Genomic DNA, 24,192 nt, shown 5'->3' with positions numbered 1-24,192 from the left:
CGTGGCTCTGGCGGTAGTAAAGGGTCCAAAGGCAGCAGAGGCTCGAGAGGTTCGAAGGGTCCAAAAGGTAGACACAGTTCTGGCGGAAGCAAAGGATCCAAAGGCAGTCACGGTTCTCGCGGAAGTAAAGGAACCAAAGGTAGTCGCGGTTCTCGCGGAAGTAAAGGATCCAAAGGCAGTCGCGGCTCCGGTGGAAGCAGAGGATCCAAAGGTAGTCACGGCTCTAGCGGCAGCATAGGATCCTTTGGCGGATATGGTTATGGTAAAAAGGGCAGTCACGGTTCCGGCGGCAGCAAAGGGTCAAAAGGCAGTAAAGGTTCTGGTGGAAGCAAAGGATCCAAAGGCAGTAAAGGATCCAAAGGCGCTAAAGGTCCAAAAGGAGGTAAAGGTTCTCGTCGTAGCAAAGGATCCAAAGGCAGTAAAGGATCTGGCGGAAGCAAAGGCTCGAAAGGTGGTAAAGCTTCAAAAGGTAAAAGAGGGAGTAAAGGATCCAAAGGTAAAAATTAATGAATCCTAAACCGGTACTTTTTAGAGTACCGGTTTTTTTCTTGAGACTACGTAAAGTACGATAGTAGCCTAAGAATTTTACTATAGGCATTCGTTTACCTGCAAAATAATGTGCGTAAATCTATACATGATTTTAAAAAACTTTCTAGTTACTCGCTGATTTACATAAATTCAAGATATTCGTTTAGTTCAAGCCCCTAAGTACCTACGTATGATAAAACAAAGGACAAGAGAAGACAGGAAAAAGAAGAATATTAGAATGAAATTTTAGTTTTTGAAAGGAGAGAAATAACATATATGTATCATCCATCGACGGTGATCATAACCATATTCGCTTTTATCCTAACCATGGTGATGATATTTATCCGTCCGAAAAACATGAATGAAGCAATTCCTGCAACAATCGGAGCCGTACTTGTATTTTTAAGTGGAAGTGTGTCATTAGTGGATTTACTTGATATTAGTTCTAAAGTAACCGGAGCTGCCGTCACTATAATAGCAACAATCGTCATGGCCATTATTCTTGAAAGCTTTGGATTTTTTAAATGGACAGCCGCATTGATGCTAAAAGTATCAAAGGGTTCGGGAATAAGATTGTTTTGGTATACATTACTGCTTTGCTTTTTAATGACTCTTTTCTTTAACAATGATGGGAGCATATTAATTACCACTCCAATCTTAATTTTAATACTTAAACATTTAGGACTAAAGAAACGTCAAATGATACCTTATTTATTAAGTGGTGCTTTAATTGCAACAGCCTCAAGCGCACCTATAGGTGTAAGTAATATTGTTAATTTAATAGCTTTAAAAATTATTGGGATGGATCTTTACCTTCACACTGCTATGATGTTTGTCCCAGGAACTCTAGGATTGTTATTCCTATCCTACTTATTGTACCTTGTTTTTAGAAAGGAGCTTCCAAAACAGCTTCGTTACCATTCCTACTCAATTCCACTCCATCAGAATAATCGTTATCACCCGTTAAAGAAAAATTCCGAAGACATTTTTGATAAACATAAGAAGCTTATGATTCAAATGCTCATCTTTGTATTTATAATGCGAATTAGTCTCTTCGTTGCTTCCTTTATCGGAATATCTGTATCATTAGTAGCGGTTATTGGTTCAATTGGACTATTAGTTTGGAGATGGATCAAAATTGGAGTAAGTCCTAAGGACATGTTATTAAAAACACCATGGCATATCTTAATCTTCGCATTTAATATGTACATCATTATCTATGGTCTTCATAATATAGGTTTGACCAACTTCTTGGTTGAACAATTAGGTACTTTGGTTCACGGTAGTCTTTTCCATGCAAGTATTACAATGGGCGTATTAACAGGAGTATTATCGAACCTGTTTAATAACCACCCTGCTTTAATGGTCGCTACTATTACTCTTACAGAAATGGGATTACAACCGCTTACACTAAAAACAGTATACCTAGCAAATATTATCGGTAGTGACATCGGATCATTATTACTTCCAATTGGAACATTAGCAACATTAATTTGGATGCACATTCTCAGGGCAAATAAAATTACCATTACTTGGATGGAATATTTACGAGTTACCATTATCGTCATTCCTCCAACCTTAATTTTCACACTTGTCAGCTTGTATTTTTGGCTGTTACTGGTTTATGTTTAAGCAAATAGGTGGGACTCACCATTTCATTTGGTGATCCTTTTTTAATTAAAGCTAACTTTTAAGATTCTGTTAAATAATGGATAAAGTAAATAGCCAATGAAAAATCCTAAAACATTTAAAATGAGATCATCAATATCCAAGCTCCCTCTTCGTGTATAGTATTGTAATAATTCTATCAACGAAATGAATAGAATGGGGAGGTAGAATAATTGTAAAGGTGAAACTTTTTTAACCTTTAAAAATAGACCAAAAGGAATGAACAAGACTATATTAGCAGCCAAATTATAAAAAGAAATCAACCCGTTCACCTTTGCAGATAGATAAAAAGCAATGGTGGAAAAAGGAACAAGGTTTATTGCCTGATAGGTTTGGTTACCAGGTCGAAAGAAAAGTAAAATCAATAAAGCAATAGTATAGAGAATCAATAGTGTCCGAAAATACGAATAGCGAAGCTGAATGGTTTCTTTGCGTATTAATAAGGTGAAGAAAAATACTGCTACAACCATACATAAAAAAACAACACCTAAGACGACCGGATGAAGATACGAATTCAATCGAATCAACACAGGAGACAATATAAGAAAAAGAACGGCAGCTGCAATTAAGGATAGTAGAAGGAATTTTTTCATAACATGGACCTCTTTGATATTTTTTACATTATAACACTAATTCAATTCTTACTATTCCTTTCTTTAGGGGAATAGTAATCAGCCCTTTCAATCGAAAGGGCTTGTTCCATTTTCAGTATTTTTAATTAAGGCTGTTCTCAAAAAGATTGTTGTTAAAATCTTAAAGCCGATTTTAACGTGGAAAAAGTTATTTTGCGCTTTAGAATTTAGTTTGCAGGCTCTTTTTTTTATAAAAATTATCCTATTTCCTGCGAGAAATTAGCACAATCATAAAATTATATTCCAAAAAGCAACAAAGTATAAGAAAAGAGCCTTAATTAATCAATTTTTCCAATAAAAATCTTGAACTATTCATTAGCTTCCTGAATATATTTTATCAGAGGCAGTATTGGAGGGAAGAAGATGAGTGTTCGTACCAATCATTTGTCAGAACCACGCCGCAGGATTATTCGTCTTATAAAAAATAATGGTTCATCATCTATGAGCGAGCTGGCCTATGCCTTAGAAATTAGCAGCGAGGCAGTTCGGCAGCACCTCTTACAATTAGAAAAGGATGGATGGATTACTCGATTTTCGGAAAACAATGGCATTGGGCGGCCTGTACTATACTATCGATTAACCAAGGCAGGCGAACATCTTTTCGAAAAAAATTACGATCATTTAACGATTGAAATCTTGGATACGCTGCTCAATCAACTAGGCGATGATGCATTGAAAAATGTCCTTTCTTCCATGATTGAGGAAAGAATCACTCAGTGGGAACCCAAATTAAAGGGATTAAACACTGAAGAACGGTTAAGTGCTTTAAAGGACTTCTATACAAAAGACGATTCATTTATGGAAATTGAAAATAAAAATAATACTTATTCCCTCATTGAACGCAATTGTCCCTTTCATAATGTAGCAATAAAGCGACCAATCCTTTGCAGTGTTACGGTTTCTGTTCTAACTCATTTATTAGGCTGTTCTGTCAAACGAGTGAAGAAACTTCAGAACGGTGATGGCTGTTGTATTTTTCAAGTTTCTTTAAATGAACCTGTTAATGAAACCACCTCTCGTATCATCATTGAGGATGATCTGTCCTAAAAACAACAAAAGGATGATGTGAACATGACGAGTGAGCAGTATTTACTTTTGCGTGAAAAATTTCCCCACTTGTTAAACCATCAATCAGTTGAGGAAAATGGCAGCTTAGTGGAAATAGATAATTTTTCAGTAGCTATTAAACAATTAATTATACTTTGTGGAGACGATCCAAAAAGAGATGGTTTACAGGAAACTCCATTTAGGGTGCTCAAAGCCTTCCTGGAATCCACAGAGGGATACCGAGAAGACCCGAAACTACATTTAGAAAAAACATTTGATATACAGCATAAGGGTTTAATTTTGATAAAAGATATTGATTTTTATTCTTTATGTGAACATCATTTTTCACCATTTTTTGGAGTCGCACATGTTGGTTATATCCCAAAAGAAAAAATTACAGGTCTATCTAAGGTGGGACGTTTGGTTGAAGGATATGCAAAAAGATTTCAAGTGCAGGAGAGACTTACTACTCAGATCGCACAAGCCATTGAAGAAGTATTGGATCCAGAGGGAACGATTGTGCTGGTTGAAGCGAAACATATGTGTATGTGCTCAAGAGGCATTAAAAAAGCAAATACGGTTACGACAACATCCAGCATTCGAGGTATATATGAAAACAGACCCGATTTGCGTGCTGAATTTTATTCATTAATAAAGAATTAAAGGGAGTGAAGAGGATGGATAATCAAATAAAAATTTCAGATAATGGACCATTGGAAATAAGCGGTGACTTTCATTTATATGATTCAGAAGGTTATGAATATACAAAATAAGCGAAGGTTTATCTTTGTAGGTGTGGACTGTCAAGTAAAAAACCTTTTTGTGATGGGTCACATAAAAGAGAAGGATTCGAAAGCAGTCCTAGAGCATCAGAATAAAATCCAAATATACTTTTATCAGAATGACTACTATGTCATTCTTTATTTTTGCTTTCTTCATGAGCGAAGAGCCTTTTTTTTATAAAAACAGCAAAGTGCAGGTTTGTCTTTAACGTTTATTTCATTATTAAAATACTATAGTAATAAAAGGCAGGTGAGTAAAATGTATATGGTCGGCTTTTATTCGCCAAAAGCGAAATCAGGTGTTACCGAATTGTCTTTATCTATTTATTATTGGATTAAATTAAATACGGATTTATCTACTGCATTTATTTCATACGGGACATTAGAAAAAGAAGGACTTACAAATGAAGTGATCCATGAATTTTCTAAATTGACGTTAACTGAACAAAAACGAATCGTTACAAACATGAAGAAAGAGTATGATATTATCATTTATGATGCCTCAAGCCAACTCTCAGAAGGAGTTTTAAAGCTTTTACCTATTGTTGACAGGCTATTTGTGGTTGGAGAAGAGAACACTGATTTTGCTGTTAAACTCCATCAAATCATCCAATTTGATAAAATTTTTGATAAAAGTGTAAAAAACTTCATTCAGCAATTAAAAGGAAATAAGACTTTTATTATTCGTGAGAATAAGGAAGGGCGCGTAATTGGTTTCAATTATACAAAAAAAGAAACAAATGAAATTGGGCAAATGGTGTATAGAGATTATGTTACGCGATATATAGAAGAAAAATTTATAGAAAAAAATGAAAAAATCTATAAAAAGATTAAACAAATCCCAAAAGAAACCCTGTTTAGAGGCTTATACGAGCTTGGTATTGATTTTGAGAAAGCTCTTCTCTTTCATGAATATGTTCTTTTAAGAGAAGCGTTAGGCCAAAAGTATGAAGAAGCACTGGAAAATTTATTCCCGCTATTAGTAAATTCCTCGTTTACTGAAATACTAGAAAAGTTTCAAAACGAAATCAAATTTATTACAAAACTAAAATTAACTTGAAAAAGTCAGGACAGATTTCCTGACTTTTACTCATTGTATTGACGATTAATACTTAACAATTGAAACAATTACGGTATAATATTATCTGAAAGAATTTCATTTTAGAAAATGGTTGAAGAAGCAGCCTATTTCTATTACTATTTTTGTAGTCAAAAGTTGAAAGTGAGTGGACAGTATGGGCCGTAAATGGAACAATATTAAGGAAAAGAAAGCCTCAAAGGATGCGAATACAAGTCGTATTTATGCAAAATTTGGAGTAGAAATTTATGTAGCAGCAAGAAGCGGGGAACCTAACCCTGAATCCAATCAGGCTTTAAAATTTGTATTAGAACGGGCAAAAACATACAATGTACCAAGACACATTATTGACCGTGCGATAGAAAAAGCAAAAGGCGGATCAGAAGAAAGCTATTCAGAACTTCGTTATGAAGGATTTGGTCCAAATGGCTCAATGGTCATCGTTGATGCCTTGACAAATAACGTGAACCGTACCGCTTCTGAAGTTCGTGCTGCATTCGGTAAAAATGGCGGTAACATGGGCGTCAGCGGATCGGTCGCTTATATGTTTGATGCAACTGCAGTTATCGGTATCGAAGGAAAAACGGAAGATGATGTATTAGAAATCTTAATGGAAGCCGATGTAGATGTACGCGACATTCTTGAAGAAGAAGAACAGGTGATCGTTTACGCTGAACCAGATCAGTTCCATGCTGTTCAAGAAGCATTTAAGAATGCTGGCATTACTGAATTTACAGTTGCCGAGCTTACCATGCTTGCACAAAATGAAATAACACTTCTAGAAGACGCTCTAGCTAAATTCGAAAAAATGATTGATGTTTTAGAAGAATTAGATGACGTTCAACGAGTGTACCACAATGTCGAATTAGTTGAATAAGTTGACTAGAAGACCTTTGTTTTTGAACAGAGGTCTTCTCTTTTCAAGTTATAATTGAGAGAGGAGAAGTGTATGTCGCAAACAGTCAAAATTCAAAAGCCCAAAATCCCATCAAACTTAACGCCTTTGGACTTTTATCCAAATGAAGAACTGTATTTTGAAATGTGCACCATAAGCGATTACTCCATTGTGAATGAGGACTTACATAGATTACGGTTTGAACAAGTTGTTTTTAAGAATGTTATTTTTCAGGATGTATCGTTTAAAAATATTGAATTAACAGATGTCATTTTTGAAAACTGTGATTTATCCAACACAGATTTTAGTGCAGGAAGTATTCATCGAGTTGAGTTTAGTGATTCCAAAATTCTTGGTCTTAATCTTTCAGACGCTACGCTTGGAAATGTGTTATTTCATACTTGTAATGCAAATTTAATCTCGTTTGGTTATTCCAAATTAAAGCAGGTACAGTTCGATTCATGTTCTCTTCGCAATGCCGATTATTTTGAGTCCAAATTTAATAAAGTTGCCTTTAAAGAGTGTGATTTAAATGAAGCCAATTTCGAAGGAACACCTTTGAAAGGAATTGATTTAAGCAGCTGCAACTTTGAACGATTAAATGTCTCGATAAATGATTTAACAGGTTGTGAAGTTAATGAAAATCAAGCCTTAGGATTTGCACGATTATTAGGCTTGATAATAAAATAGTAGATAATCGGGAGCAGCCTCATAGAATAGCTCCTTCTAAAAGTCAAAGCTTTTGCTAAACGTTTATGCAAACTCTACCAGCTGGGCTTCAGCATGAAATAAAAACAAATATAACAAACTAATGAAAAAAGGGGATTATTTAATGAAACTAACTCTAAACTCTAAGGTACTTTCAGTATTAGAAGACAAAATTCAACTAATCAAAACAGAAAAAGGTGCTATTTACTTAGTCGGACCAATAAATCTTCCTGTGAATTTATACGGTGAAACCGTTCAATTCAAATGGTACTGCTGGTTAAATTGTGATGAGGTAACAGAGGATTATGAAAGAATCATTGAAAAATTATCATCGTCTAATTTAGCTGAGTTTCAACAATCAAGTGTTTTAGTTTATGGGGATTTTGAATTTGGGGAAGACGCAATTATTCGTATGCATTCCATTTGTCATACAGGTGATATTTTCGGAAGTAAGCGTTGTGATTGTGGGTATCAGCTAAAACAATCAATGAAAATAATACAAGAGCATGGAACAGGTGCATTATTCTATTTAGCTAACCATGAAGGAAGAGGAATTGGGTTATTCAGTAAAGCAATGGCCTATGTACTACAGGAAAACGGTTATGATACTGTCGAGGCAAATGAAGGACTTGGGTTTGTGGATGACTCTAGAAACTATGGTGACGCCATCCGAGTTCTTAAAGCAATTCGTCAAAAACCTGTAACATTGATGACGAACAATCCTAAAAAATTAAACGCCTTAAAAGAAGCTGGGTTAGAGGTTTCAGGACGACAACCTTTATGGGGAGATGTTTCTGAGTATAATGAGAAATATTTACAGACAAAAATTAATAAGTCTGGTCATCTAGAAGAAGAGGAGGGATCTTGTCCAAATGACTAATCACGAATTTTACATGGATTTAGCCATAAAAAATGCCCAGGCGATGAAAGGTCAGACTGACCCGAATCCATTGGTTGGTTCGGTTATTGTCAATGATAACCGTGTGGTTGGAATAGGTGCCCACTTGAAAGCTGGTGAACCTCATGCAGAGATTCACGCCCTTCGAATGGCTGGTGAGAAAGCAAAAGGAGGGACGATTTATGTGACACTCGAACCTTGTTCCCACCATGGCAGGACAGGACCTTGTGCAGTAGCCATTGTCGAAGCTGGGATTAAAAAAGTTGTGATTGCCACACTTGATCCCAATCCAGTCGTTTCAGGAAATGGTGTAAAAATCTTAGAAGACGCTGGAATCGAAGTGATTACTGGTGTTCGCCAAGACAAGTCACAACGGATGAATGAAGTATTTAATAAATTCATTGTTGAGAAAACACCTTTTGTCACCTTAAAGGCTGGAATTACCTTAGACGGAAAAATTGCAACCCATTCTTTTGACAGCAAATGGATTACTTCTGAAGCAGCAAGAGAAGATGTCCACCATCTTAGAAATGAAAATATGGGAATTCTGGTTGGGGTGAACACGGTCATAAAAGATAATCCCGAGCTTACAACACGGATACCGAATGGGCGTAATCCAATTCGAATCGTTTTGGACTCTACCCTAAGAATTCCTTTGGATTCTAAATTGATTACCGATAAACTCGCGGAAACATGGATTTTTACAAGTGAACGTTTTGAAAAAGACAAGCGAGACACTTTAGAAGGTCAAGGAATTAGTGTATTTCAAACTAGTGGTACAACAGTTAATCCTGCAGAAGTCTTGCAAATATTAGGTGAAAAGCTCGTTTCTTCCGTATTGATTGAAGGTGGAGGCACGGTCAACTGGTCATTTTTAGAAAATAAATTAATTGATAAAGTAGTGCTCTATGTTGCACCAAAAATCATTGGCGGTCAGCATGCACCCTCCTTCCTTGCAGGGGCTGGAATGGATAAAATGAAAGATGCTGTAGAGCTTTCTAATCTAGCTGTCCAACCCATTGGTAAAGATTATAAATTTACTGGGTATCCAATTTACACCCATGAGGAGTCATAAAATGAAATTTGGTTTCGATATTGATGACACACTCATTAATCTAAGAGAACATGCTTTTACCATTTACAATAAAAAGTTAAAGAAGAATGTATCCATCGAGGATTTTCATGCTTTAAATAGGGTTGAAATCCATGGACCTTTCGAATTAACAGATGAGCAAGGAAAAGACATGTGGAATTCATCGTTAGAAGAAATTTATTATACGAACTGTCCTCCTTTTCCAAATGCAGTCGAAACGTTACAGGAGTTAGAAAAAAAGGGTCATGAAATCTATTACATAACAGCAAGACCGAAAGAACATGGTGAACGGACGAAAAAATGGTTAAAGGAACAAGGCTTCCCTGTTAGAGATGATCGTTTTTACTACGGGATGCAGGATCATGAAAAAGTTGAAATTATCAAGGAATTACAACTTGATTATTACTTTGATGATAAAGCTGAGGTTTTAGATACACTTACTCATGATTCTTTAAAAGTGTTTGTAAGAGACCAGTCCTATAATCGACATTTACAATATCCCCGAATCCTAGACTGGACAGATTTAAAAGAAATATTAAAAAATGAGCTGGAGTAATTAAGCTGAATTTCTAATCTTGAAAAAACAGAAGGGTATGCCTTTCTGTTTTTTTGTTTTCAAAGATACTGTTGGATAAAGGAGAAAATAGGTGTAAAACAACGCAAGCACTCATTGCATGCGTTTACATGCTTTTTCACAAAATTGTAACAATCATATATACTGTATTATGTTCACAACGGCACAGACTTTCAGGAGAGCTGAAAGTCAATTAATAAATTGAGAAAAGAAAGAGGTGCACCATGAAAAGTAACACATTGAAAAATCAATGGTTTGGAAACATCAAAGGTGATGTACTATCCGGAATAGTCGTTGCAATGGCATTAATTCCAGAAGCCATTGCCTTCTCCCTAATAGCAGGTGTAGACCCTATGATCGGTTTATATGCTTCTTTTTGTATTGCAGTTGTCATTGCTTTTGTAGGTGGAAGACCGGGAATGATATCGGCGGCAACAGGTGCCACTGCTTTAGTAATGGTTACCTTAGTGGCTGATTACGGGTTACAGTACTTACTTGCTGCTACCATATTAACTGGAATCATTCAAATTGTTATGGGGGTTCTAAAATTAGGTCGTCTAATGAAATTTGTCCCCCGTTCGGTGATGATTGGATTCGTAAATGCTCTCGCCATCCTTATCTTTTCTTCCCAATTGACTCACTTTGTTGGTGAGACTATGGCAATGTATGCGATGGTAGCTGGGGCATTAGCAATCATATATATCTTTCCTCGTTTTACAAAGGCAGTTCCATCCCCATTAGTAGCAATTATCACGATCACTGTTATTGCCGTTATGACAGGAAGTGGGGTACGTACCATTGGTGATATGGGAGAATTGAGTCAGACACTGCCATTTTTCTTAATACCAGATATTCCTTTTAATTTCGAAACGTTACAGATCATTTTTCCTTACTCACTATCCATTGCGATTGTTGGTTTGGTAGAATCTTTATTAACTGCTTCAATTGTAGATGATATGACGGACACCACTAGTGATAAGAATAAAGAGGCAAGAGGGCAAGGAATTGCAAATATTGTTTCAGGATTTTTCGGCGGGATGGCAGGATGTGCCATGATTGGACAATCTGTTATTAACGTGAAATCTGGGGGTCGGGGTAGATTATCTGCTTTGGTAGCCGGTGTATTTTTAATGGTGTTAATTATCCTATTAAATGATTTCCTGGTAAAAATTCCAATGGCAGCTTTAGTTGGAGTTATGTTCATGGTTTCGATTGGAACCTTTGATTGGTCATCTATTAAAAAAATTCACAAGACACCGTTGTCAGATACCATTGTTATGATTGTGACTGTTGGTACTGTTCTTATGACACATGATTTATCTAAAGGGGTTTTGGTAGGAATTTTACTAAGTGCGATTTTCTTTGCTTCAAAGATATCTAAAGTAAAGGTAACCACATTGGCTTCAGAAAGCTCACATAAAAAAATCTATCGTGTTACAGGTCAATTATTCTTTGCATCTGTTACAGAATTTGTAGAGAGCTTTAACTACAATGAAAAAGGTAAAGAGGTAACCTTAGATTTAACACAAGCTCATTTATGGGATGATTCAGCTGTTGGTGCAATTGATAAGGTTATGATTAAATATCACCAAAATGGCATAAAGGTCCAACTAATGGGTCTCAATAAAGAGAGCAATAAATTGTTAGATAAGCTTGCTGTTCATAATAAACCAGGCGGTCTTGAAAAAGCAGCCGGTCAATAATTTAGTTAACACGCTGGTAATAGTATCAGCGTGTTGTTTTATGGAAATGCTATTCACATAATTATCATATTTTTCAATTATTACATCTTTCCTTTTCGACATAATTGGATTGCATTTGTTGCTAGTCATTTACAATTATATATATATCTATAAAGGTATTAAGGAAATACGTCGAATCAGTGTAATCAAAGTCGGTATTTATTGATGTTGTGTGCTGCACTTGGGATGTTACAATGAGGGCGAAATAAGTGTTACATATCGATAAAGCTATTTTCCAAAAGGAGGTGTACCAATGATGAAAAAACAATGTATAGCCATGTTGTTAGCAGGTGGGAAAGGGTCGCGATTAAAAGAATTAACACGAAATTTAGCCAAGCCAGCTGTACCATTTGGAGGCAAATACCGAATCATTGACTTTGCATTAAGTAATTGTAAAAACTCTAGCATTGATACCGTAGGAATCCTTACACAATATAAACAAGAGACCCTTAAAAATTATATTGAGAATGGGGAAAAGTGGGGCTTAAATCAGAAAATTGGCGGTATTGCTATCCTACATCCGAATCACAATGATGTCGGAGAAAATAGCTATGAAGGTACCGCTCATGCCGTATTCGAAAACCTTGACTACATTGAAAGTCAAAATCCAGAATATGTTCTCATTCTTTCAGGTGATCATATATATAAAATGGATTACAGTAACTTGGTAATGGAGCATAAACAATCAGGTGCGGATGCAACTATTTCTGTTATCAATGTTCCTTGGAGTGATGCAAGCCGATTTGGTATCTTGAATATTGAGCATGAATCAAAGAGAATAATTGATTTCGAGGAAAAACCAGAAACACCAAAATCTAATCTTGCCTCAATGGGAATCTATCTATTTAATTGGCCTATATTAAAAAAATACCTTGAAATAGAAGAAAATAACCCTTATTCTTCAAAGGACTTTGGTAAGGATATTATCCCAACCATGTTACGAGATAACTGCCATCTCCATGCCTATCTTTTCAGTGGGTATTGGAAAGATGTTGGAACAGTTGAGAGCTTTTGGGAAGCCAATATGGATTTATTGTCGGCTCGTACGAATCCGATATTAGTAAATGAGGAATGGAAAATATATACCTCAGGCATGCCGCAGCCACCGATGTATCTGGATGGGGAAGCTTTCTTGCACAAATCTATTATTAGTGAGGGCTGTAAAGTATTTGGAAGGGTAGAAAATTCCGTTCTCTTTAATGGGGTACGTGTTGCAAAAGGTGCTTATATCAAAGATTCCGTTATATTACCAAATACAATCATAGGTGAAAATGCCGTAATCAACCGAGCAGTTATTGGTAATGGCATTATAATAGAAGCAAATGCAAAAGTAGGGGACTCCGCACCGTTCAGTGATATTACCTTAATTGGAGATAATCAAACCATTCAAGAAGATCAACCACTAGAAAAGGTTAATAAATAAACTGATAGGAAGCGGAATCCTAGATGATTTCGCTTTTTTAAAATATAAGCTCCTTGACGTAATCCACTTAATGTATTAAAATTATCTCATATTCAAGATACTTCAATTTGAATCATATATAGGAGGTGTTTAAAATGAATGTAAAATGTACAAACTCACCATTTTTATTATTAATGCAGACTTCAAAAGCCATACAGGACCGAATAAGAGAAGAAATGACAAAAAACAATTTAAGCATTACGGAATTCTCCGTTTTAGAAGTGCTTTATTATCATGAGAAACAAACCATCCAGCAGATTGGAAGTCGTATTCTAATTTCAAGTGGCTCGATGACGTATGTTATTGATAAATTAGAAAAAAGAGGCTTGTTAATGCGAAATGATTGTCAAAATGACCGCCGGGTTATTCATATTACATTAACAGATACAGGAAAAGAGCTTATGATGGAAATTATGCCGAAACATCAGGACTTAATTGATCATATTTTTGATTCATTAACTAGTGTAGAGGTAGAGACTATCACAAACCTTTTGGAAAAAGTAAAAAATAGGGCGGAAGCTTAAATTTTTTTGTTAATTATCCTGATTTTGAGATTCTTGATATTAAAGTAATAAGTTAGTTAATATCTATGTCCTAGGGCAATCGCCAATTTGGAGGTAGAACGAATGAAACACATATTTTATAAAGGAAAAAATCCAAACGATTGGAATCAGCTGAATTTGAATCTCTATTAAAAAAGGCAAACGCGAATGTGGAACTTTACTGGGAACATAGAGGACACCAATTGAATGCAGAAGAAGTAGAACATGCCGCACAATGGTATCCTAAATTGTAATCGAAAAAGCTAATCTCTTCAGATTAGCTTGTTTTCTTTTATAGAAGATAAAATATTGTTAGTTATTTCATCACTCATAAGAATTAAAAGATATAAAAAAGTGCACAAAGCGTAAGCTTCAATGCACCATAATTTATATCAAATCTATTTTAAACTATTATATTCCTTCTTAATCTTTTCTACAGTATGTTCAAACTGTTCTCCCCAATGGTCATTTTTAGTATTAAAAATGACTTTGCCGTCTTCATCGATCATCCCATATCCTCTATAGGCTACATCAACATTTTTCATGCCCATAAAATCGATTAATTCTAGTTCTGGATCAGAAACGAAGGGCAGGCTTTGACCGAAAACTTCGTTTAATTGATTATATAATTCAAGTTGTTCATCTGGGGAATCGTTGCTAACTATGTACATTTCTACATCTAGGTCTTTTAATTCATCCAAATTTTCGTGCAACTGAACCAGTTGCTGTTGACAAAGTCCTCAGGTATAGGTCGTAATAAAGAAGAAGACTGTAGGTTTTTCTGAAGGAAAAGTTACTTCCTTTTGATCTTGGTTAAGTAATGTCATTGGTTCATTAAGTGTCTTTTGTCCGCAAGCAGGTAATATTAAAACCGCTATGAGGAATAAGACAATAAATCTTGGTTTCATGTTGTTCTCCTTTTTATTATTTTGTATAAGCATAAAATTAATAAGTTAATTGTAGTGTAAACAGTAATATCTATCAAATAATACAGCTTATGCTTGTCAAAAAATAAAAAACCAGAGTGGTTGTCCATTCTGGTTTTTCCTCGATTATTTTTTCTCGGAAAGCCAAGAAGCAACTGCATCTGCATCTTCCCCTGTAAGAATTCCTCCAGGCATGCCGCCTTTTCCATTTACAATAATTTCTTCAATTTCATCTTTAGAATATTTTGAGCCAACCTTATCAAGATCCGGGGCTCCGCCGCTAACTAAATCTCCACCATGACAAGAAGAGCAGCTTTGTTGAAATAAAGCATCTCCATCACCTGCATCTGCAGTTTGTTCCTGTTCCTTAGTAGGTGTTGTGTCTTTTTCCGTTGCTTCATCTCCGCCACCACAAGCGGTGATAAAGCCTAGAAAAGCTACACAAATGATTCCATAAAGCCATTTTTTCACATTATTCACCTCCATATATAAATAGGTTTTCAATTATTACTGCTAAATATTCCAAACCATTTACGTTTAGCCATGATTTTTACAAACATAAAAAGCTTTCCAAGTCGGAAAGCTTTTTAATTACCATTTTTACGAAACAGTAAACATCCAGGTTACTCCGAATTTATCCTTCACAGAACCATGAAGTTTAGCAAAGAAGGTAGGTTGAAGATCCATATAAATAGTTCCGCCATCTTTAAGAATGTTCCAAGCCTTAATTGCACTTTCTTCTGAGTCAGGCTCAACACAGATAACAACTTTTTCCGAATCGGAGGAAACTCGATTACTGTCTGAACCCAATAAACTTCCTGATTCTGTTAATTTTATTTCTGAATGTAATACGAGGTCTTTATCACTTTCTGAAATAGGGAACTCAGGGCTTGAGGGAATATCCCCATATTTTTGCATAGCAACAATTTCTCCATTAAAAGCTTCAAGATACAATTTAAAAGCCTCATTGCATTCTCGGTTAAACATTAAATAGGGTTTGATCATTTTCTAGTCTCCTTCATAATTAATTATTACTAATACAATTATATACGAACATAAGTTCCGTTTTCAATATAAAAATTATTTATTAAAAGATAAAAAGCTGCCAAATACTTGACAGCTTTTTTAAATTTCACTTTTTTGTGTTTTCATCCCAATATCGGACACTTTCAGTCTTACCTGTAGGTTCTCTTTTGACCACTTTACCTTCTTTATCGTAATATACTTCGTATTCCTGATAGACTTCTACATAATATCTGTCCATACTTTCAACACTGTCTAGTCTATTCTCCAAAACCGGCATTTCGGTTGGCGGTTCTACCTCAACTGGCTGTGCCACTGCTGGTTCGCTAGTCGAGTAGGAAAAGTCTTTATGGACGAATGAGTATGGTGAATCAAGATAGGCTACAAGAATAACAATGATACACAGGCATAAAAACGTCGTGAAATGAGAGAGTAGTTTCATTCATCTCGACTCCTTTAACAAGTACATCCTCGTAACCTATCTTATGCATGTCCTTTAGACATATGCTAGTTTGTTTTTAAGATTAAAGCCTTTGAACGATAAAATTGATAAAGTATCAAAGCTAGGATGGAAATGATTGCTCCTGATATATAGGGTAATCCAATCGATAGCGAGAATAACCAGCCTCCAAGCGGAGGACCGATAATTCTTCCTAATGAGTCAAAGGAAGAAAGCAACCCAGTTGCGCTACCATGTCCAGCATTTGTTGTTTTTGTAAGCAGGGAGGAGACACTTGGACGAATTACACCGTTGCCAATACCAAAGATTGATAAAAATATAGCCGCAGTTGTAAAACTATCAACAAGTAGGATTAAACCGAAACCAATCGCAGATACAACAATTCCGCCTTGAATGACTGTGCCTTCACCGTATTTCTTTGTTAGTTTTCCAACCAAACCGCCTTGTACCATCGCACCTGCAAATCCCATAATCATGAAAATATAGCCAAGCTGAGTGGCTCCTAATCCAGCCTTTTTAGCAGCAAAATAGGCAAATGTCGCTTCAAGACCAGACAGTGATAAAGATATTAACAATTGTAATAAGAACAATACTGCCGCAGGTCCTGAAAATGCTTTCCATCTCGATTGTTTTTTACTTTGGTTATTTTCTTGATTACTTTTTTGTAAGGATTCTTTTAAAAGAAAGAAAATGATAATTAATGTTATTAATGAAGTCGCACCAGCTAAATAAAAAGGCATGCTCATGCTTGTTTTTGAAAATATACCGCCAATAGCTGGTCCAAATACAAATCCCAGACCAACAGCTGCCCCTATAATCCCCATTCCTTTTCCACGGTTTTCTGGGGTTGTTATATCTGCAACATAAGCCATCGCAGTTGGCATATTAGCAGAAGATAAGATTCCGCCAATAATTCGGGCTGCAAACAACATCCAAAGCTCAGTAGACATTGCTTGAATAAAAAAGGATAATGATAATCCGGCAATACCAACCATCATGATGGGTTTACGTCCAATACGATCAGACAATTTACCCCAAAATGGTGCGAAGATGAGTTGCATCAGTGAATATACGGCCATTAATAATCCCAGTTGGGTAGGGGAGGCACCCATTTCTTCAGCATAAAAAGGAAGAACCGGAATGATAATACCAAAACCTATCATGACTAAAAACATGACTAAAAATAAAATAGGTAAAGCTCTCTTTGTTTCCAAATAACTCCAACTCCTAAATAATGTAAACACATCAAATCTCTATGTAACTTTTGATACAATTTTTGACCGCTATGCTTAGGATAATAGAAAACATGAAACTAATACAAGTATTTCAAGTTTATTTTACATAATATTTTCCACACCCCCTTTATCGTGCATATTAACTACGTTATCAACAAGATAGCAAATCTATATCGGTTGCTAGCAAAAACATAGCAGGAACGATAAAGATAAAAAAAGAGCACAAATCCTACGAAAGGACATGTACTCATTACTTCACTGCTTTCCGAGTTGTTTCTGAGGCGAAGTCGGCAATAATGACGAGGATCATGTAACACAGCAACAACAAGGTGATTTGAGTGTAGTCAAAATAGCTCATAGCGAGTTTAAAATCCATCCCTAGACCGCCAGCACCAACAAACCCTACAACGATTGTGGTTCTCATAATGACTTCCCATCTGTAGAGAATATAGGTGAGAAATCTTGGAAGGACAATTGGCAGAATCCCATAAAAAAGGATTTCGACTTTTGAAGCACCAGCCGTGGCTAAATTCCGGATTGGTCTTGGGTCCATATCCTCGACTACCTCAGCCCATAGCTTTCCAAGAATACCGAAGTTATGAAGGGCAAGGGCTAAAGCTCCAGGCAGGATGCCAGGTTTAAAGATAAAAATAATCATCATCGCCCAAACTAGTTCTGGAACCGATCTAGAAAAAATATAAGTCAGTCGAATAAAGCCATATAGAATCCAGTTATACCAACTTTTTTTCAATGTCAGACTGCCATTGGCAATGTTTCTAGCTGCAGGAATAACGGTAATAAAAGCGACAATCGTAGCAAATCCAATTGCCATAATACTCATTTCAAGTGTTTCTAACGTTAGCATTAATGCTGTAGACCAGCTCTCTGCATCAAGAAAAGCTGGGTTTTCTTGATTTATTCCAAGGAGGCCGACGAAAAACTTCTTTGCATACTCGAGATTTTTTTCAGATAATAACTCAAATAAATTTGCCTTTTCCGCCAATGTAATATACACCCAGGAACCTACAATTAAAAGAAGTGAAAATAGAACGGAAAACCAGCCAGTTCCAAAACCTTTTACTCGTTTATGATCCGTTAATCCTTTACGAACAAAGTTGCTCCAACTATCTACTAATATAACGAGAACAATTAGAAAAAAAACAAACGTCCATACAGAATCATATTTCAAGTCAGCTAGTGCCAATTGGATTTGGAAACCTAACCCCCCAAGTCCAACAAAGCTCATAATTGCAGAAGACCGAATCGCACACTCAAATCTGTACATGGTATAACTAATGAAATCAGCCCAAACTAATGGAAGGTATCCATAAACAAGCGTCTGTAGTCGAGAAGACCCAGATGATTTAAGTGCCAATATCGGTTGCTCTGGGACGTCCGTTAACATATCTGCAAATATTCGACCGAGAATCCCACCATAGGGAATCGCAAGAGCAAAAATCGCAGCAAAAGGGGATAGACCCACCGCTGCCACAAACAGCCATGCCCAGATTAATTCATGAATGGAACGAGTAAACCCTAGGATTCCCCTAAATACCACTTTCGAAATAATCCTAGAAAATTTACTGGAAGTTAACGATCCAGATGCAAGGACGCCAACAATAAAAGCATAAATAATTGCTAGAGACATCCCAGCAACAGCGTATGCGAGGGTAATCCATGTTGATTCCAAACCAACCATTAATATATCAAGGTCTAAATTCGGCTGGATCAAACCTTCAAAGATTTGCAGCATGGTTGGAATCCCGCCAGCATGATATAACTCTGCGTTCCAATGTACCGATGTAAGGCTCCAGATGAATACAAATAGCAACAGTAGCGTGAGGATGAATCGTTTATGAAGTTGAAGAGAGGGAATAAGTTTCGTCATCTTAAACCTGCTCCTTCAACTGGTATAGTTCGGTTAAAAGTTCATCCGAAACTTTTTCTGTCGGTAAATCAAAAAATATCTCCCCATTTTTGAGTGAGATGATTCTAGTAAAGTATTTTCGGGCGTATTCTACAGAATGCAAACTTGCAAGTAACGTTTGATTTTCCTCATTCACGATTTTTGTCAGCATTCCTAACACATCATCTGCCCGAGCAGGATCAAGAGAGGCGACTGGCTCATCTGCTAGAATAATTTCAGGTTTTTGAACCAATAATCTTGCCATTGCGACACGCTGCTGTTCACCGCCTGAAAGCGTCGCTGTTACTTCGAATATTTTATCTTCAAGTCCAACTCTTTCAAGTGCTCTAATAGCCACTTCTTTTTCTTGAGGGACGAGAAGTGAAAATAACGATTTAAAGATTCCCCATTCTGATAATTTACCAGCAAGTACATTATGAATAACCGCTAACGGACCAATTAAATCGAATTGTTGGCGAATGACCCCTATCTTTTTTGCAAATTGTTTGCCACGTTTATAGTTGCCAAGAGGCTGATTCTCTATCATGAGCTCTCCACTGTGAAGGGGAACAAGGCCGGCAATGGAATTCAATAAGGTTGTTTTTCCAGCACCACTCGGACCAATTAAGGCAACCAATTCTCCTTGTTTAATAGAAAAAGAAAGGGAAGATAAGGCTATCTTCCGCTCAAACTGTTTTGTTATATTTTTCGCTTCAATCATTGTTTTTGAAGACATGTAACAACACCTACTACTTTATAATCTCTAATTCCTTTGCTACTGTTTCAATCTTTTCATAGTTATCATTTTTTGTTTCAATAAACTTGTCAGTCTGGAATAAATCAGCAATCTCTGTTGATTCGCCTGGCATAGATAGAAGCGCGTCTTTTATCTTTTGTTTAGATCCTTTACCGAACACTTCTTCAACATTGCTATTGATTGTCCAGTTATAGTCATAATAATCAGGAGTAGTGTAGAAAACTTTTACTTTGTTTGTATCTACTTTGCCTTCTTTAACAGCTGCTTCCCAAACGGAAATGTTTAACGCCCCAGCTTGAAAAGAACCTGATTCGATTAACTTGTACGTTGTATCATGTGAGCCTGAGAAATTTGGCTTACCATTAAAGTCTGTATTAGGGTCAATTCCTTCTTCGGTTAAGAAATAACGTGGCATTAAATGTCCTGAAGTAGAGCTTTCACTGCCAAATGTAAAGGATTTTCCTTTTACATCAGCCAGAGTGTTAATACCTGACCCTTCTTGTGTAATAAATACTGATTTGAATTCTGCATCACGTGGGCGTTGTACAATTGATTCCGCCTCGGGTACAAGATTTCTTGCTTGAACACTTGTTAAACCGCCGAACCATGCTAAATGGATCTCTCCGCGTTGAAAACCTGTAACTAATGCTGCATAATCAACGGAAGGGACAAATTCAACCTTCATGCCAGTATCTTCGCTTAATTGCTTTGCAACAGCATCCATCCCCGTTTGAAGGAACGCTGCATTTTGATCGGGAATCGCACCAATTTTTAATACTTCTTCCGTTTTTGCTTCTTTATTTTCTTCTTTTCCTTCAGTTGCTTTATCATCAGTTTGCCCACAAGCCGCTAAAGTAAGAACGAGCAATAATAAAATTATACCTGATAACCATTTTTTCATAAAATAATCCACCTCATAAAGTTTGTAGTTTAACACTGTAGTTAATCTTTGCCTTCTTGATTATAATGAATAGATTATTTCTATTAAATTCATTTTATCTATTTAACGAATGGGAATTAATCTATATTATCGATAGTAATATAATGGGTAATTACTTTAAAACCTTTGATAATAAAGAAAACTCCCGAGGTTAATGCGGGAGTTAGTGAGTTTTTATGCGTTTTCCGTTTGTGACCATTCTTCGACATTCCAAACTTTTGTTACCCAATCCTCATAAAAGTCTGGTTCGCGGCAGCAGATAATGCAGAAGACAAAAAACAACAAATCATCACGATGAGGTTCGATGGGATTTTGCCGTTGCTAAAACTTAGATAGACTCCAACACATTTGTCTTCCCCTGTGCATTTTCCCCAAGAATCACATTTACATTTTTATTTGTAAGAAGTACTTTAAAATCCACTTTTTCATTCAAAAAGTCTTAAATCCATATCTTTAAATAGGTATACTGATAGAAAGGTGAAGATAACGAAAAAAGGATGGAGGGGTTTAGATGAAACCCACACTATATTGGACACAATTGGTTTATGAGAATTGGAGACTATATATGGCGGCAACTGCTAAAGGGCTTTGTTATGTTGGTTCACAGGGAAAATCTTTTGAAGAATTGAAAGAATGGGTTCAAAAGCGATATCCGGAAAGTCAATTGATTCAAAATGATGAGGCAATGCAGCCATATGTGTCGGAGTTTATCGAATTTTTTCAAGGAGTTCGAAGATCTTTTACCATTCCCCAAGAATTAGTGGGAACACAATTTCAGACGGAGGTATGGAATGCTCTGTGTCAAATTCCATATGGAGAAACGTGGACTTATTCTGATATTGCAAATACTATTCAAAGACCGGCTGCAGTCCGTGCCGTTGGTACTGCCATTGGGGCAAATCCCGTCCTCTTAACCGTTCCGTGTCACCGAGTTATTGGGAAGAACGGTAAACTTACTGGTTTTCGTGGTGGATTGGATATGAAATCTGAGCTTTTAAAAATAGAAAAGGAAAACATGAAACTGTAGATTTTTAAGCAGAAAGATTTGAAACATGAAAAACGGAATAGAAGTGGATGAAAAAGGCATGATATTCTTGGACATACTATTTAATGAACTAAGAAAATGAGGTGCTTATTTCATGGAACAACTCCAAGAAGTTAGATTTTGTGAAAATTGCAGCAGAGAAACCGTACATATGGTGAGAGAAGACCCATTGGAAATCGAGTATATCTGCAAAGAATGCAACGATCACCAAGAACTGTTTAAGTCGTTTTTTTAAATCTATATTAGGGACTTTAGTGCCCTTACAGGTAAATTATCAGGTTTACGGGCACTCAAGACCAATTTGAGTTACCGTCAAACCTGTTTTTTTGATGAGACGGTCACTCAAGAACAAATTTGAGCTACCCTCAAGGGATTTGGACTGGATTATGAACGCTAACCAGAGCAATACATAACATATTAGTACCATTAAGGAGGGGGTTTATTTTGGTCACAAACCATAATAATGTTTCAATTGGTACGGTTTCTGGTGGCATTGTTAATTTTGGCGGTGCTATTTACATTTCGCCCATCTCCATCACCAAAACAATTTCTGGATCTGGAGAAGATAACACAAGTCCGGATTCTGATATGGATGCTGAAAGTGAGCCACTAATGAAATTTCCTAAGCGCTGCTGAAGTTAGCACCGCTTTTTTTTGTAGAAATTGAAGTGGTATAAATAGGTTTTAATGGTAAATAATACGTAAGAAAATGTCAGTAGACAATAAAGGGTGCTGCTAAATGTTCTTCAAAAAGAAGAAATTTACAAAAGAAAAAGCAGAGAAACAAGCCAAGAACGAGAATCTGATTCCCACTTCCAGAGAATTAATGTCAGCTGAATTTAAAAAAAGACTACAGCATAGCGCAGATATCTTGGAGAACGAAGTAGGTAATTCAGGGATTACCTTATTCAGCATTGGTAACTTGATCGATAAAACCATGCTTCATCGGGATATAATTGAACCAATTATATCCCAATCGTTTGATTCCATTCAAGTGATTATGGAACATTTATCGGTCGGTGAAATTCGCAAAACAGACCATATGGATACAGTGGTCCAATCTGTTCTAGACGGCAGTGTAGTCATCTACTTAGAAGGGAATTTATTTGTTCTTTTGGCACATATTCCTGCCAGATTAGGTCGTGCCTTATCATTCGCACTAAATGAATCACAGGTTGTTGGTCCCCAAGTCGCCTTTACTGAAAGCTTAATGATAAATTTAGGTCTTATCAGAAATTATATTAAAGATTCAAATTTATCTGTAGAAAATTTGGTAGTAGGAAGCCGTTCCAATAAATCTGTTGCGATCGTATCTTTGAATGGTATTGCTTCACAGCAAATGGTAGGCATTGTAAGGAAAAGAATCCAAAACCTTAAAATCGATGCCATTCTAGATAGTTCTCAATTAGCTCAGCTAATTGAAGACAATTCACTAACAATATTTCCTCAACTGGCGTTAACAGAACGTCCAGATCGGATTTGTGATTGGCTGTTAAAGGGGAAACTGGCAATTATAGTGGATGGCAGTTCATTGGTAATTGGAAGTCCTCAATCCTTCGTGGAATTTTTTCAAACTTTGGAAGATAGTAATGTAAATTGGCAAATAGGATCATTTCTACGATTATTAAGGGTTTCCGCCTTATTTCTTTCAGTTTTCTTTACTGCGATTTATGTTGCGTGTCTAACCTTTCATTATGAAGTTATACCTCAAACTTTGTTAATCACCCTTACTGAATCTAGGGCAAGGGTCCCTTTTCCCCCCATAATTGAAGCGTTCTTATTAGAATTTGTCATAGAATTATTGCGGGAAGCGGGAGCACGATTGCCGACAAAAGTTGGACAAACGATGGGTATTGTTGGCGGTATTGTTATTGGGACCGCTGCAGTACAAGCAGGATTTACCAGTAACATTTTAATAATCATCATCGCCTTAGCTGCCCTAGGTTCATTTGTTACACCGAGTTATACCATGGGTAATGTGATTAGAATCTTACGTTTTCCTCTCATAATATTGGCTGGATTTTGGGGTTTTTATGGGATTATGTATGGATTTTGCTTTTTACTTATTCACCTTTTAAGACAATCTAGCCTTGGAAGTCCATTTCTGGCTCCATTTTATCCACCGCGTTTTGAGGATTGGAAAGACAGTCTCATTAGACTGCCATTTTCAGTCACGTACAAGAGACCTGACCAAACAAGACCTGAAGATGAATACAAATATGATTATAAAAAGGCAAAAGATCACAATTGA

At 36.3% G+C, this 24,192-nt stretch carries 27 protein-coding genes and 2 pseudogenes; 19 read left to right on the top strand and 10 right to left on the bottom strand.

All coding sequences use genetic code 11. The features are described 5' to 3' along the window. The 3 genes from J2Y03_RS16850 to J2Y03_RS16840 form a co-directional block, all read left to right on the top strand. Window positions 1-238: hypothetical protein (locus tag J2Y03_RS16850; protein WP_310195953.1), on the top strand; the 238-nt coding region annotated here is incomplete at its 5' end. Between the two features lie 21 nt (window positions 239-259). Beyond that, window positions 260-517 carry a hypothetical protein gene (locus tag J2Y03_RS16845; protein ID WP_310195951.1) on the top strand — a complete coding sequence of 86 codons (258 nt, stop codon included), beginning with the start codon at window positions 260-262 and terminating at the stop codon, window positions 515-517. Between the two features lie 287 nt (window positions 518-804). Then, the gene (locus J2Y03_RS16840) at window positions 805-2,160 is read left to right on the top strand and encodes an arsenic transporter (RefSeq protein ID WP_310195949.1); all 1,356 of its coding nucleotides are present in this window, start codon (window positions 805-807) and stop codon (window positions 2,158-2,160) included. Window positions 2,161-2,201: 41 nt separating this feature from the next. Here J2Y03_RS16840 and J2Y03_RS16835 read toward each other — a convergent pair whose 3' ends face one another. Further along, a complete protein-coding gene (locus tag J2Y03_RS16835; RefSeq protein WP_310195947.1) occupies window positions 2,202-2,789 on the bottom strand; it encodes a VanZ family protein in 588 nt (195 codons plus the stop codon). A gap of 402 nt (window positions 2,790-3,191) precedes the next feature. Here J2Y03_RS16835 and J2Y03_RS16830 point away from each other — a divergent pair, with 402 nt between their 5' ends. The 13 genes and pseudogenes from J2Y03_RS16830 to J2Y03_RS16770 all read left to right on the top strand — a co-directional run bounded on the left by J2Y03_RS16830 (window position 3,192) and on the right by J2Y03_RS16770 (window position 13,903). Beyond that, a complete protein-coding gene (locus tag J2Y03_RS16830) occupies window positions 3,192-3,875 on the top strand; it encodes a helix-turn-helix transcriptional regulator (RefSeq protein WP_310195945.1) in 684 nt (227 codons plus the stop codon). Between the two features lie 24 nt (window positions 3,876-3,899). Further along, window positions 3,900-4,538 (top strand): GTP cyclohydrolase I FolE, encoded by a 639-nt coding sequence (folE, locus tag J2Y03_RS16825; RefSeq protein WP_310195943.1) that lies wholly within the window; start codon window positions 3,900-3,902, stop codon window positions 4,536-4,538. Window positions 4,539-4,552: 14 nt separating this feature from the next. Next, a pseudogene (locus J2Y03_RS29140) lies at window positions 4,553-4,753 on the top strand (CDGSH iron-sulfur domain-containing protein). A gap of 214 nt (window positions 4,754-4,967) precedes the next feature. Further along, window positions 4,968-5,717 carry a hypothetical protein gene (locus J2Y03_RS16815; RefSeq protein ID WP_310195941.1) on the top strand — a complete coding sequence of 250 codons (750 nt, stop codon included), beginning with the start codon at window positions 4,968-4,970 and terminating at the stop codon, window positions 5,715-5,717. 175 nt (window positions 5,718-5,892) lie between these two features. After that, the gene (locus J2Y03_RS16810; protein WP_310195939.1) at window positions 5,893-6,612 is read left to right on the top strand and encodes a YebC/PmpR family DNA-binding transcriptional regulator; all 720 of its coding nucleotides are present in this window, start codon (window positions 5,893-5,895) and stop codon (window positions 6,610-6,612) included. Window positions 6,613-6,684: 72 nt separating this feature from the next. Further along, the gene (locus J2Y03_RS16805; RefSeq protein WP_310195938.1) at window positions 6,685-7,320 is read left to right on the top strand and encodes a pentapeptide repeat-containing protein; all 636 of its coding nucleotides are present in this window, start codon (window positions 6,685-6,687) and stop codon (window positions 7,318-7,320) included. A 142-nt stretch (window positions 7,321-7,462) separates the two neighbouring features. Next, on the top strand, window positions 7,463-8,218 hold the full coding sequence (locus J2Y03_RS16800; RefSeq protein ID WP_310195936.1) for a GTP cyclohydrolase II: 756 nt from the start codon (window positions 7,463-7,465) through the stop codon (window positions 8,216-8,218). Continuing rightward, on the top strand, window positions 8,211-9,311 hold the full coding sequence (gene ribD / locus J2Y03_RS16795; RefSeq protein ID WP_310195934.1) for a bifunctional diaminohydroxyphosphoribosylaminopyrimidine deaminase/5-amino-6-(5-phosphoribosylamino)uracil reductase RibD: 1,101 nt from the start codon (window positions 8,211-8,213) through the stop codon (window positions 9,309-9,311). The genes J2Y03_RS16800 and ribD overlap by 8 nt, the downstream gene beginning before the upstream one ends. A 1-nt stretch (window position 9,312) precedes the next feature. Further along, a complete protein-coding gene (locus tag J2Y03_RS16790; RefSeq protein ID WP_310195932.1) occupies window positions 9,313-9,885 on the top strand; it encodes a 5' nucleotidase, NT5C type in 573 nt (190 codons plus the stop codon). Between the two features lie 242 nt (window positions 9,886-10,127). After that, the gene (locus tag J2Y03_RS16785; RefSeq protein WP_310195930.1) at window positions 10,128-11,606 is read left to right on the top strand and encodes a SulP family inorganic anion transporter; all 1,479 of its coding nucleotides are present in this window, start codon (window positions 10,128-10,130) and stop codon (window positions 11,604-11,606) included. Between the two features lie 292 nt (window positions 11,607-11,898). Next, window positions 11,899-13,068, top strand: a complete 1,170-nt coding sequence (locus J2Y03_RS16780) for a glucose-1-phosphate adenylyltransferase (protein WP_310195928.1) — start codon at window positions 11,899-11,901, stop codon at window positions 13,066-13,068. A 134-nt stretch (window positions 13,069-13,202) separates the two neighbouring features. Beyond that, the gene (locus tag J2Y03_RS16775; protein ID WP_310195926.1) at window positions 13,203-13,631 is read left to right on the top strand and encodes a MarR family winged helix-turn-helix transcriptional regulator; all 429 of its coding nucleotides are present in this window, start codon (window positions 13,203-13,205) and stop codon (window positions 13,629-13,631) included. A 140-nt stretch (window positions 13,632-13,771) separates the two neighbouring features. Then, complete coding sequence (locus J2Y03_RS16770) at window positions 13,772-13,903, top strand: hypothetical protein (RefSeq protein ID WP_310195924.1); 132 nt, start codon at window positions 13,772-13,774, stop codon at window positions 13,901-13,903. A gap of 144 nt (window positions 13,904-14,047) precedes the next feature. On the opposite strand, the pseudogene J2Y03_RS16765 reads toward J2Y03_RS16770, so the two are convergent. The 9 genes and pseudogenes from J2Y03_RS16765 to J2Y03_RS16725 all read right to left on the bottom strand — a co-directional run. Next, window positions 14,048-14,374, bottom strand: a pseudogene (locus tag J2Y03_RS16765) (redoxin domain-containing protein); the annotation flags it as partial. A gap of 15 nt (window positions 14,375-14,389) precedes the next feature. Continuing rightward, the gene (locus J2Y03_RS16760; RefSeq protein ID WP_310195922.1) at window positions 14,390-14,557 is read right to left on the bottom strand and encodes a hypothetical protein; all 168 of its coding nucleotides are present in this window, start codon (window positions 14,555-14,557) and stop codon (window positions 14,390-14,392) included. Window positions 14,558-14,701: 144 nt separating this feature from the next. Further along, complete coding sequence (gene cccB, locus J2Y03_RS16755) at window positions 14,702-15,046, bottom strand: cytochrome c551 (protein WP_310195920.1); 345 nt, start codon at window positions 15,044-15,046, stop codon at window positions 14,702-14,704. Between the two features lie 129 nt (window positions 15,047-15,175). Continuing rightward, on the bottom strand, window positions 15,176-15,580 hold the full coding sequence (locus J2Y03_RS16750; RefSeq protein WP_310195917.1) for a VOC family protein: 405 nt from the start codon (window positions 15,578-15,580) through the stop codon (window positions 15,176-15,178). Window positions 15,581-15,707: 127 nt separating this feature from the next. Beyond that, a complete protein-coding gene (locus J2Y03_RS16745) occupies window positions 15,708-16,040 on the bottom strand; it encodes a hypothetical protein (protein ID WP_310195915.1) in 333 nt (110 codons plus the stop codon). A gap of 65 nt (window positions 16,041-16,105) precedes the next feature. Further along, window positions 16,106-17,272: an MFS transporter gene (locus J2Y03_RS16740; protein ID WP_396954217.1), complete on the bottom strand. Its 1,167-nt coding sequence runs from the start codon at window positions 17,270-17,272 to the stop codon at window positions 16,106-16,108. Window positions 17,273-17,543: 271 nt separating this feature from the next. Next, window positions 17,544-19,181, bottom strand: coding sequence for a PhnE/PtxC family ABC transporter permease (locus J2Y03_RS16735; RefSeq protein WP_310195911.1), 1,638 nt, complete (start codon window positions 19,179-19,181; stop codon window positions 17,544-17,546). Window position 19,182: 1 nt separating this feature from the next. Continuing rightward, window positions 19,183-19,935 (bottom strand): phosphonate ABC transporter ATP-binding protein, encoded by a 753-nt coding sequence (locus J2Y03_RS16730; RefSeq protein WP_310195910.1) that lies wholly within the window; start codon window positions 19,933-19,935, stop codon window positions 19,183-19,185. Between the two features lie 13 nt (window positions 19,936-19,948). Beyond that, on the bottom strand, window positions 19,949-20,857 hold the full coding sequence (locus J2Y03_RS16725) for a putative selenate ABC transporter substrate-binding protein (RefSeq protein ID WP_310195908.1): 909 nt from the start codon (window positions 20,855-20,857) through the stop codon (window positions 19,949-19,951). Between the two features lie 550 nt (window positions 20,858-21,407). On the opposite strand from J2Y03_RS16725, the gene J2Y03_RS16720 reads away from it, so the two are divergent. From J2Y03_RS16720 to J2Y03_RS16710, 3 genes are all read left to right on the top strand, one after another. Further along, on the top strand, window positions 21,408-21,923 hold the full coding sequence (locus J2Y03_RS16720; RefSeq protein ID WP_310195906.1) for a methylated-DNA--[protein]-cysteine S-methyltransferase: 516 nt from the start codon (window positions 21,408-21,410) through the stop codon (window positions 21,921-21,923). 462 nt (window positions 21,924-22,385) lie between these two features. Continuing rightward, window positions 22,386-22,577 carry a spore germination protein gene (locus J2Y03_RS16715; protein ID WP_132086564.1) on the top strand — a complete coding sequence of 64 codons (192 nt, stop codon included), beginning with the start codon at window positions 22,386-22,388 and terminating at the stop codon, window positions 22,575-22,577. 103 nt (window positions 22,578-22,680) lie between these two features. Beyond that, entirely contained in the window at window positions 22,681-24,192 is a 1,512-nt protein-coding gene (locus J2Y03_RS16710) for a spore germination protein (RefSeq protein WP_132086566.1), read from the top strand.

It is taken from the genome of Neobacillus niacini, from assembly GCF_031457145.1.
Classification (GTDB): domain Bacteria; phylum Bacillota; class Bacilli; order Bacillales; family Cytobacillaceae; genus Neobacillus; species Neobacillus niacini_J.
Note: the sequence above shows the minus strand (reverse complement) of the source record. Positions and strands in the feature narration are given on the sequence as shown.

What these genes read in the sequence shown, in the direction of transcription:
- J2Y03_RS16845 (WP_310195951.1), top strand. Translation starts at nt 260, where the DNA reads ATGGTAAAAAGGGCAGTCACGGTTCCGGCGGCAGCAAAGGGTCAAAAG.
- J2Y03_RS16840 (WP_310195949.1), top strand. Translation starts at nt 805, where the DNA reads ATGTATCATCCATCGACGGTGATCATAACCATATTCGCTTTTATCCTA.
- J2Y03_RS16835 (WP_310195947.1), bottom strand. Translation starts at nt 2,789, where the DNA reads ATGAAAAAATTCCTTCTACTATCCTTAATTGCAGCTGCCGTTCTTTTT.
- J2Y03_RS16830 (WP_310195945.1), top strand. Translation starts at nt 3,192, where the DNA reads ATGAGTGTTCGTACCAATCATTTGTCAGAACCACGCCGCAGGATTATT.
- folE (WP_310195943.1), top strand. Translation starts at nt 3,900, where the DNA reads ATGACGAGTGAGCAGTATTTACTTTTGCGTGAAAAATTTCCCCACTTG.
- J2Y03_RS16810 (WP_310195939.1), top strand. Translation starts at nt 5,893, where the DNA reads ATGGGCCGTAAATGGAACAATATTAAGGAAAAGAAAGCCTCAAAGGAT.
- J2Y03_RS16805 (WP_310195938.1), top strand. Translation starts at nt 6,685, where the DNA reads ATGTCGCAAACAGTCAAAATTCAAAAGCCCAAAATCCCATCAAACTTA.
- J2Y03_RS16800 (WP_310195936.1), top strand. Translation starts at nt 7,463, where the DNA reads ATGAAACTAACTCTAAACTCTAAGGTACTTTCAGTATTAGAAGACAAA.
- ribD (WP_310195934.1), top strand. Translation starts at nt 8,211, where the DNA reads ATGACTAATCACGAATTTTACATGGATTTAGCCATAAAAAATGCCCAG.
- J2Y03_RS16790 (WP_310195932.1), top strand. Translation starts at nt 9,313, where the DNA reads ATGAAATTTGGTTTCGATATTGATGACACACTCATTAATCTAAGAGAA.
- J2Y03_RS16785 (WP_310195930.1), top strand. Translation starts at nt 10,128, where the DNA reads ATGAAAAGTAACACATTGAAAAATCAATGGTTTGGAAACATCAAAGGT.
- J2Y03_RS16780 (WP_310195928.1), top strand. Translation starts at nt 11,899, where the DNA reads ATGATGAAAAAACAATGTATAGCCATGTTGTTAGCAGGTGGGAAAGGG.
- J2Y03_RS16775 (WP_310195926.1), top strand. Translation starts at nt 13,203, where the DNA reads ATGAATGTAAAATGTACAAACTCACCATTTTTATTATTAATGCAGACT.
- J2Y03_RS16760 (WP_310195922.1), bottom strand. Translation starts at nt 14,557, where the DNA reads ATGAAACCAAGATTTATTGTCTTATTCCTCATAGCGGTTTTAATATTA.
- J2Y03_RS16750 (WP_310195917.1), bottom strand. Translation starts at nt 15,580, where the DNA reads ATGATCAAACCCTATTTAATGTTTAACCGAGAATGCAATGAGGCTTTT.
- J2Y03_RS16745 (WP_310195915.1), bottom strand. Translation starts at nt 16,040, where the DNA reads ATGAAACTACTCTCTCATTTCACGACGTTTTTATGCCTGTGTATCATT.
- J2Y03_RS16735 (WP_310195911.1), bottom strand. Translation starts at nt 19,181, where the DNA reads ATGACGAAACTTATTCCCTCTCTTCAACTTCATAAACGATTCATCCTC.
- J2Y03_RS16730 (WP_310195910.1), bottom strand. Translation starts at nt 19,935, where the DNA reads ATGTCTTCAAAAACAATGATTGAAGCGAAAAATATAACAAAACAGTTT.
- J2Y03_RS16725 (WP_310195908.1), bottom strand. Translation starts at nt 20,857, where the DNA reads ATGAAAAAATGGTTATCAGGTATAATTTTATTATTGCTCGTTCTTACT.
- J2Y03_RS16720 (WP_310195906.1), top strand. Translation starts at nt 21,408, where the DNA reads ATGAAACCCACACTATATTGGACACAATTGGTTTATGAGAATTGGAGA.
- J2Y03_RS16710 (WP_132086566.1), top strand. Translation starts at nt 22,681, where the DNA reads ATGTTCTTCAAAAAGAAGAAATTTACAAAAGAAAAAGCAGAGAAACAA.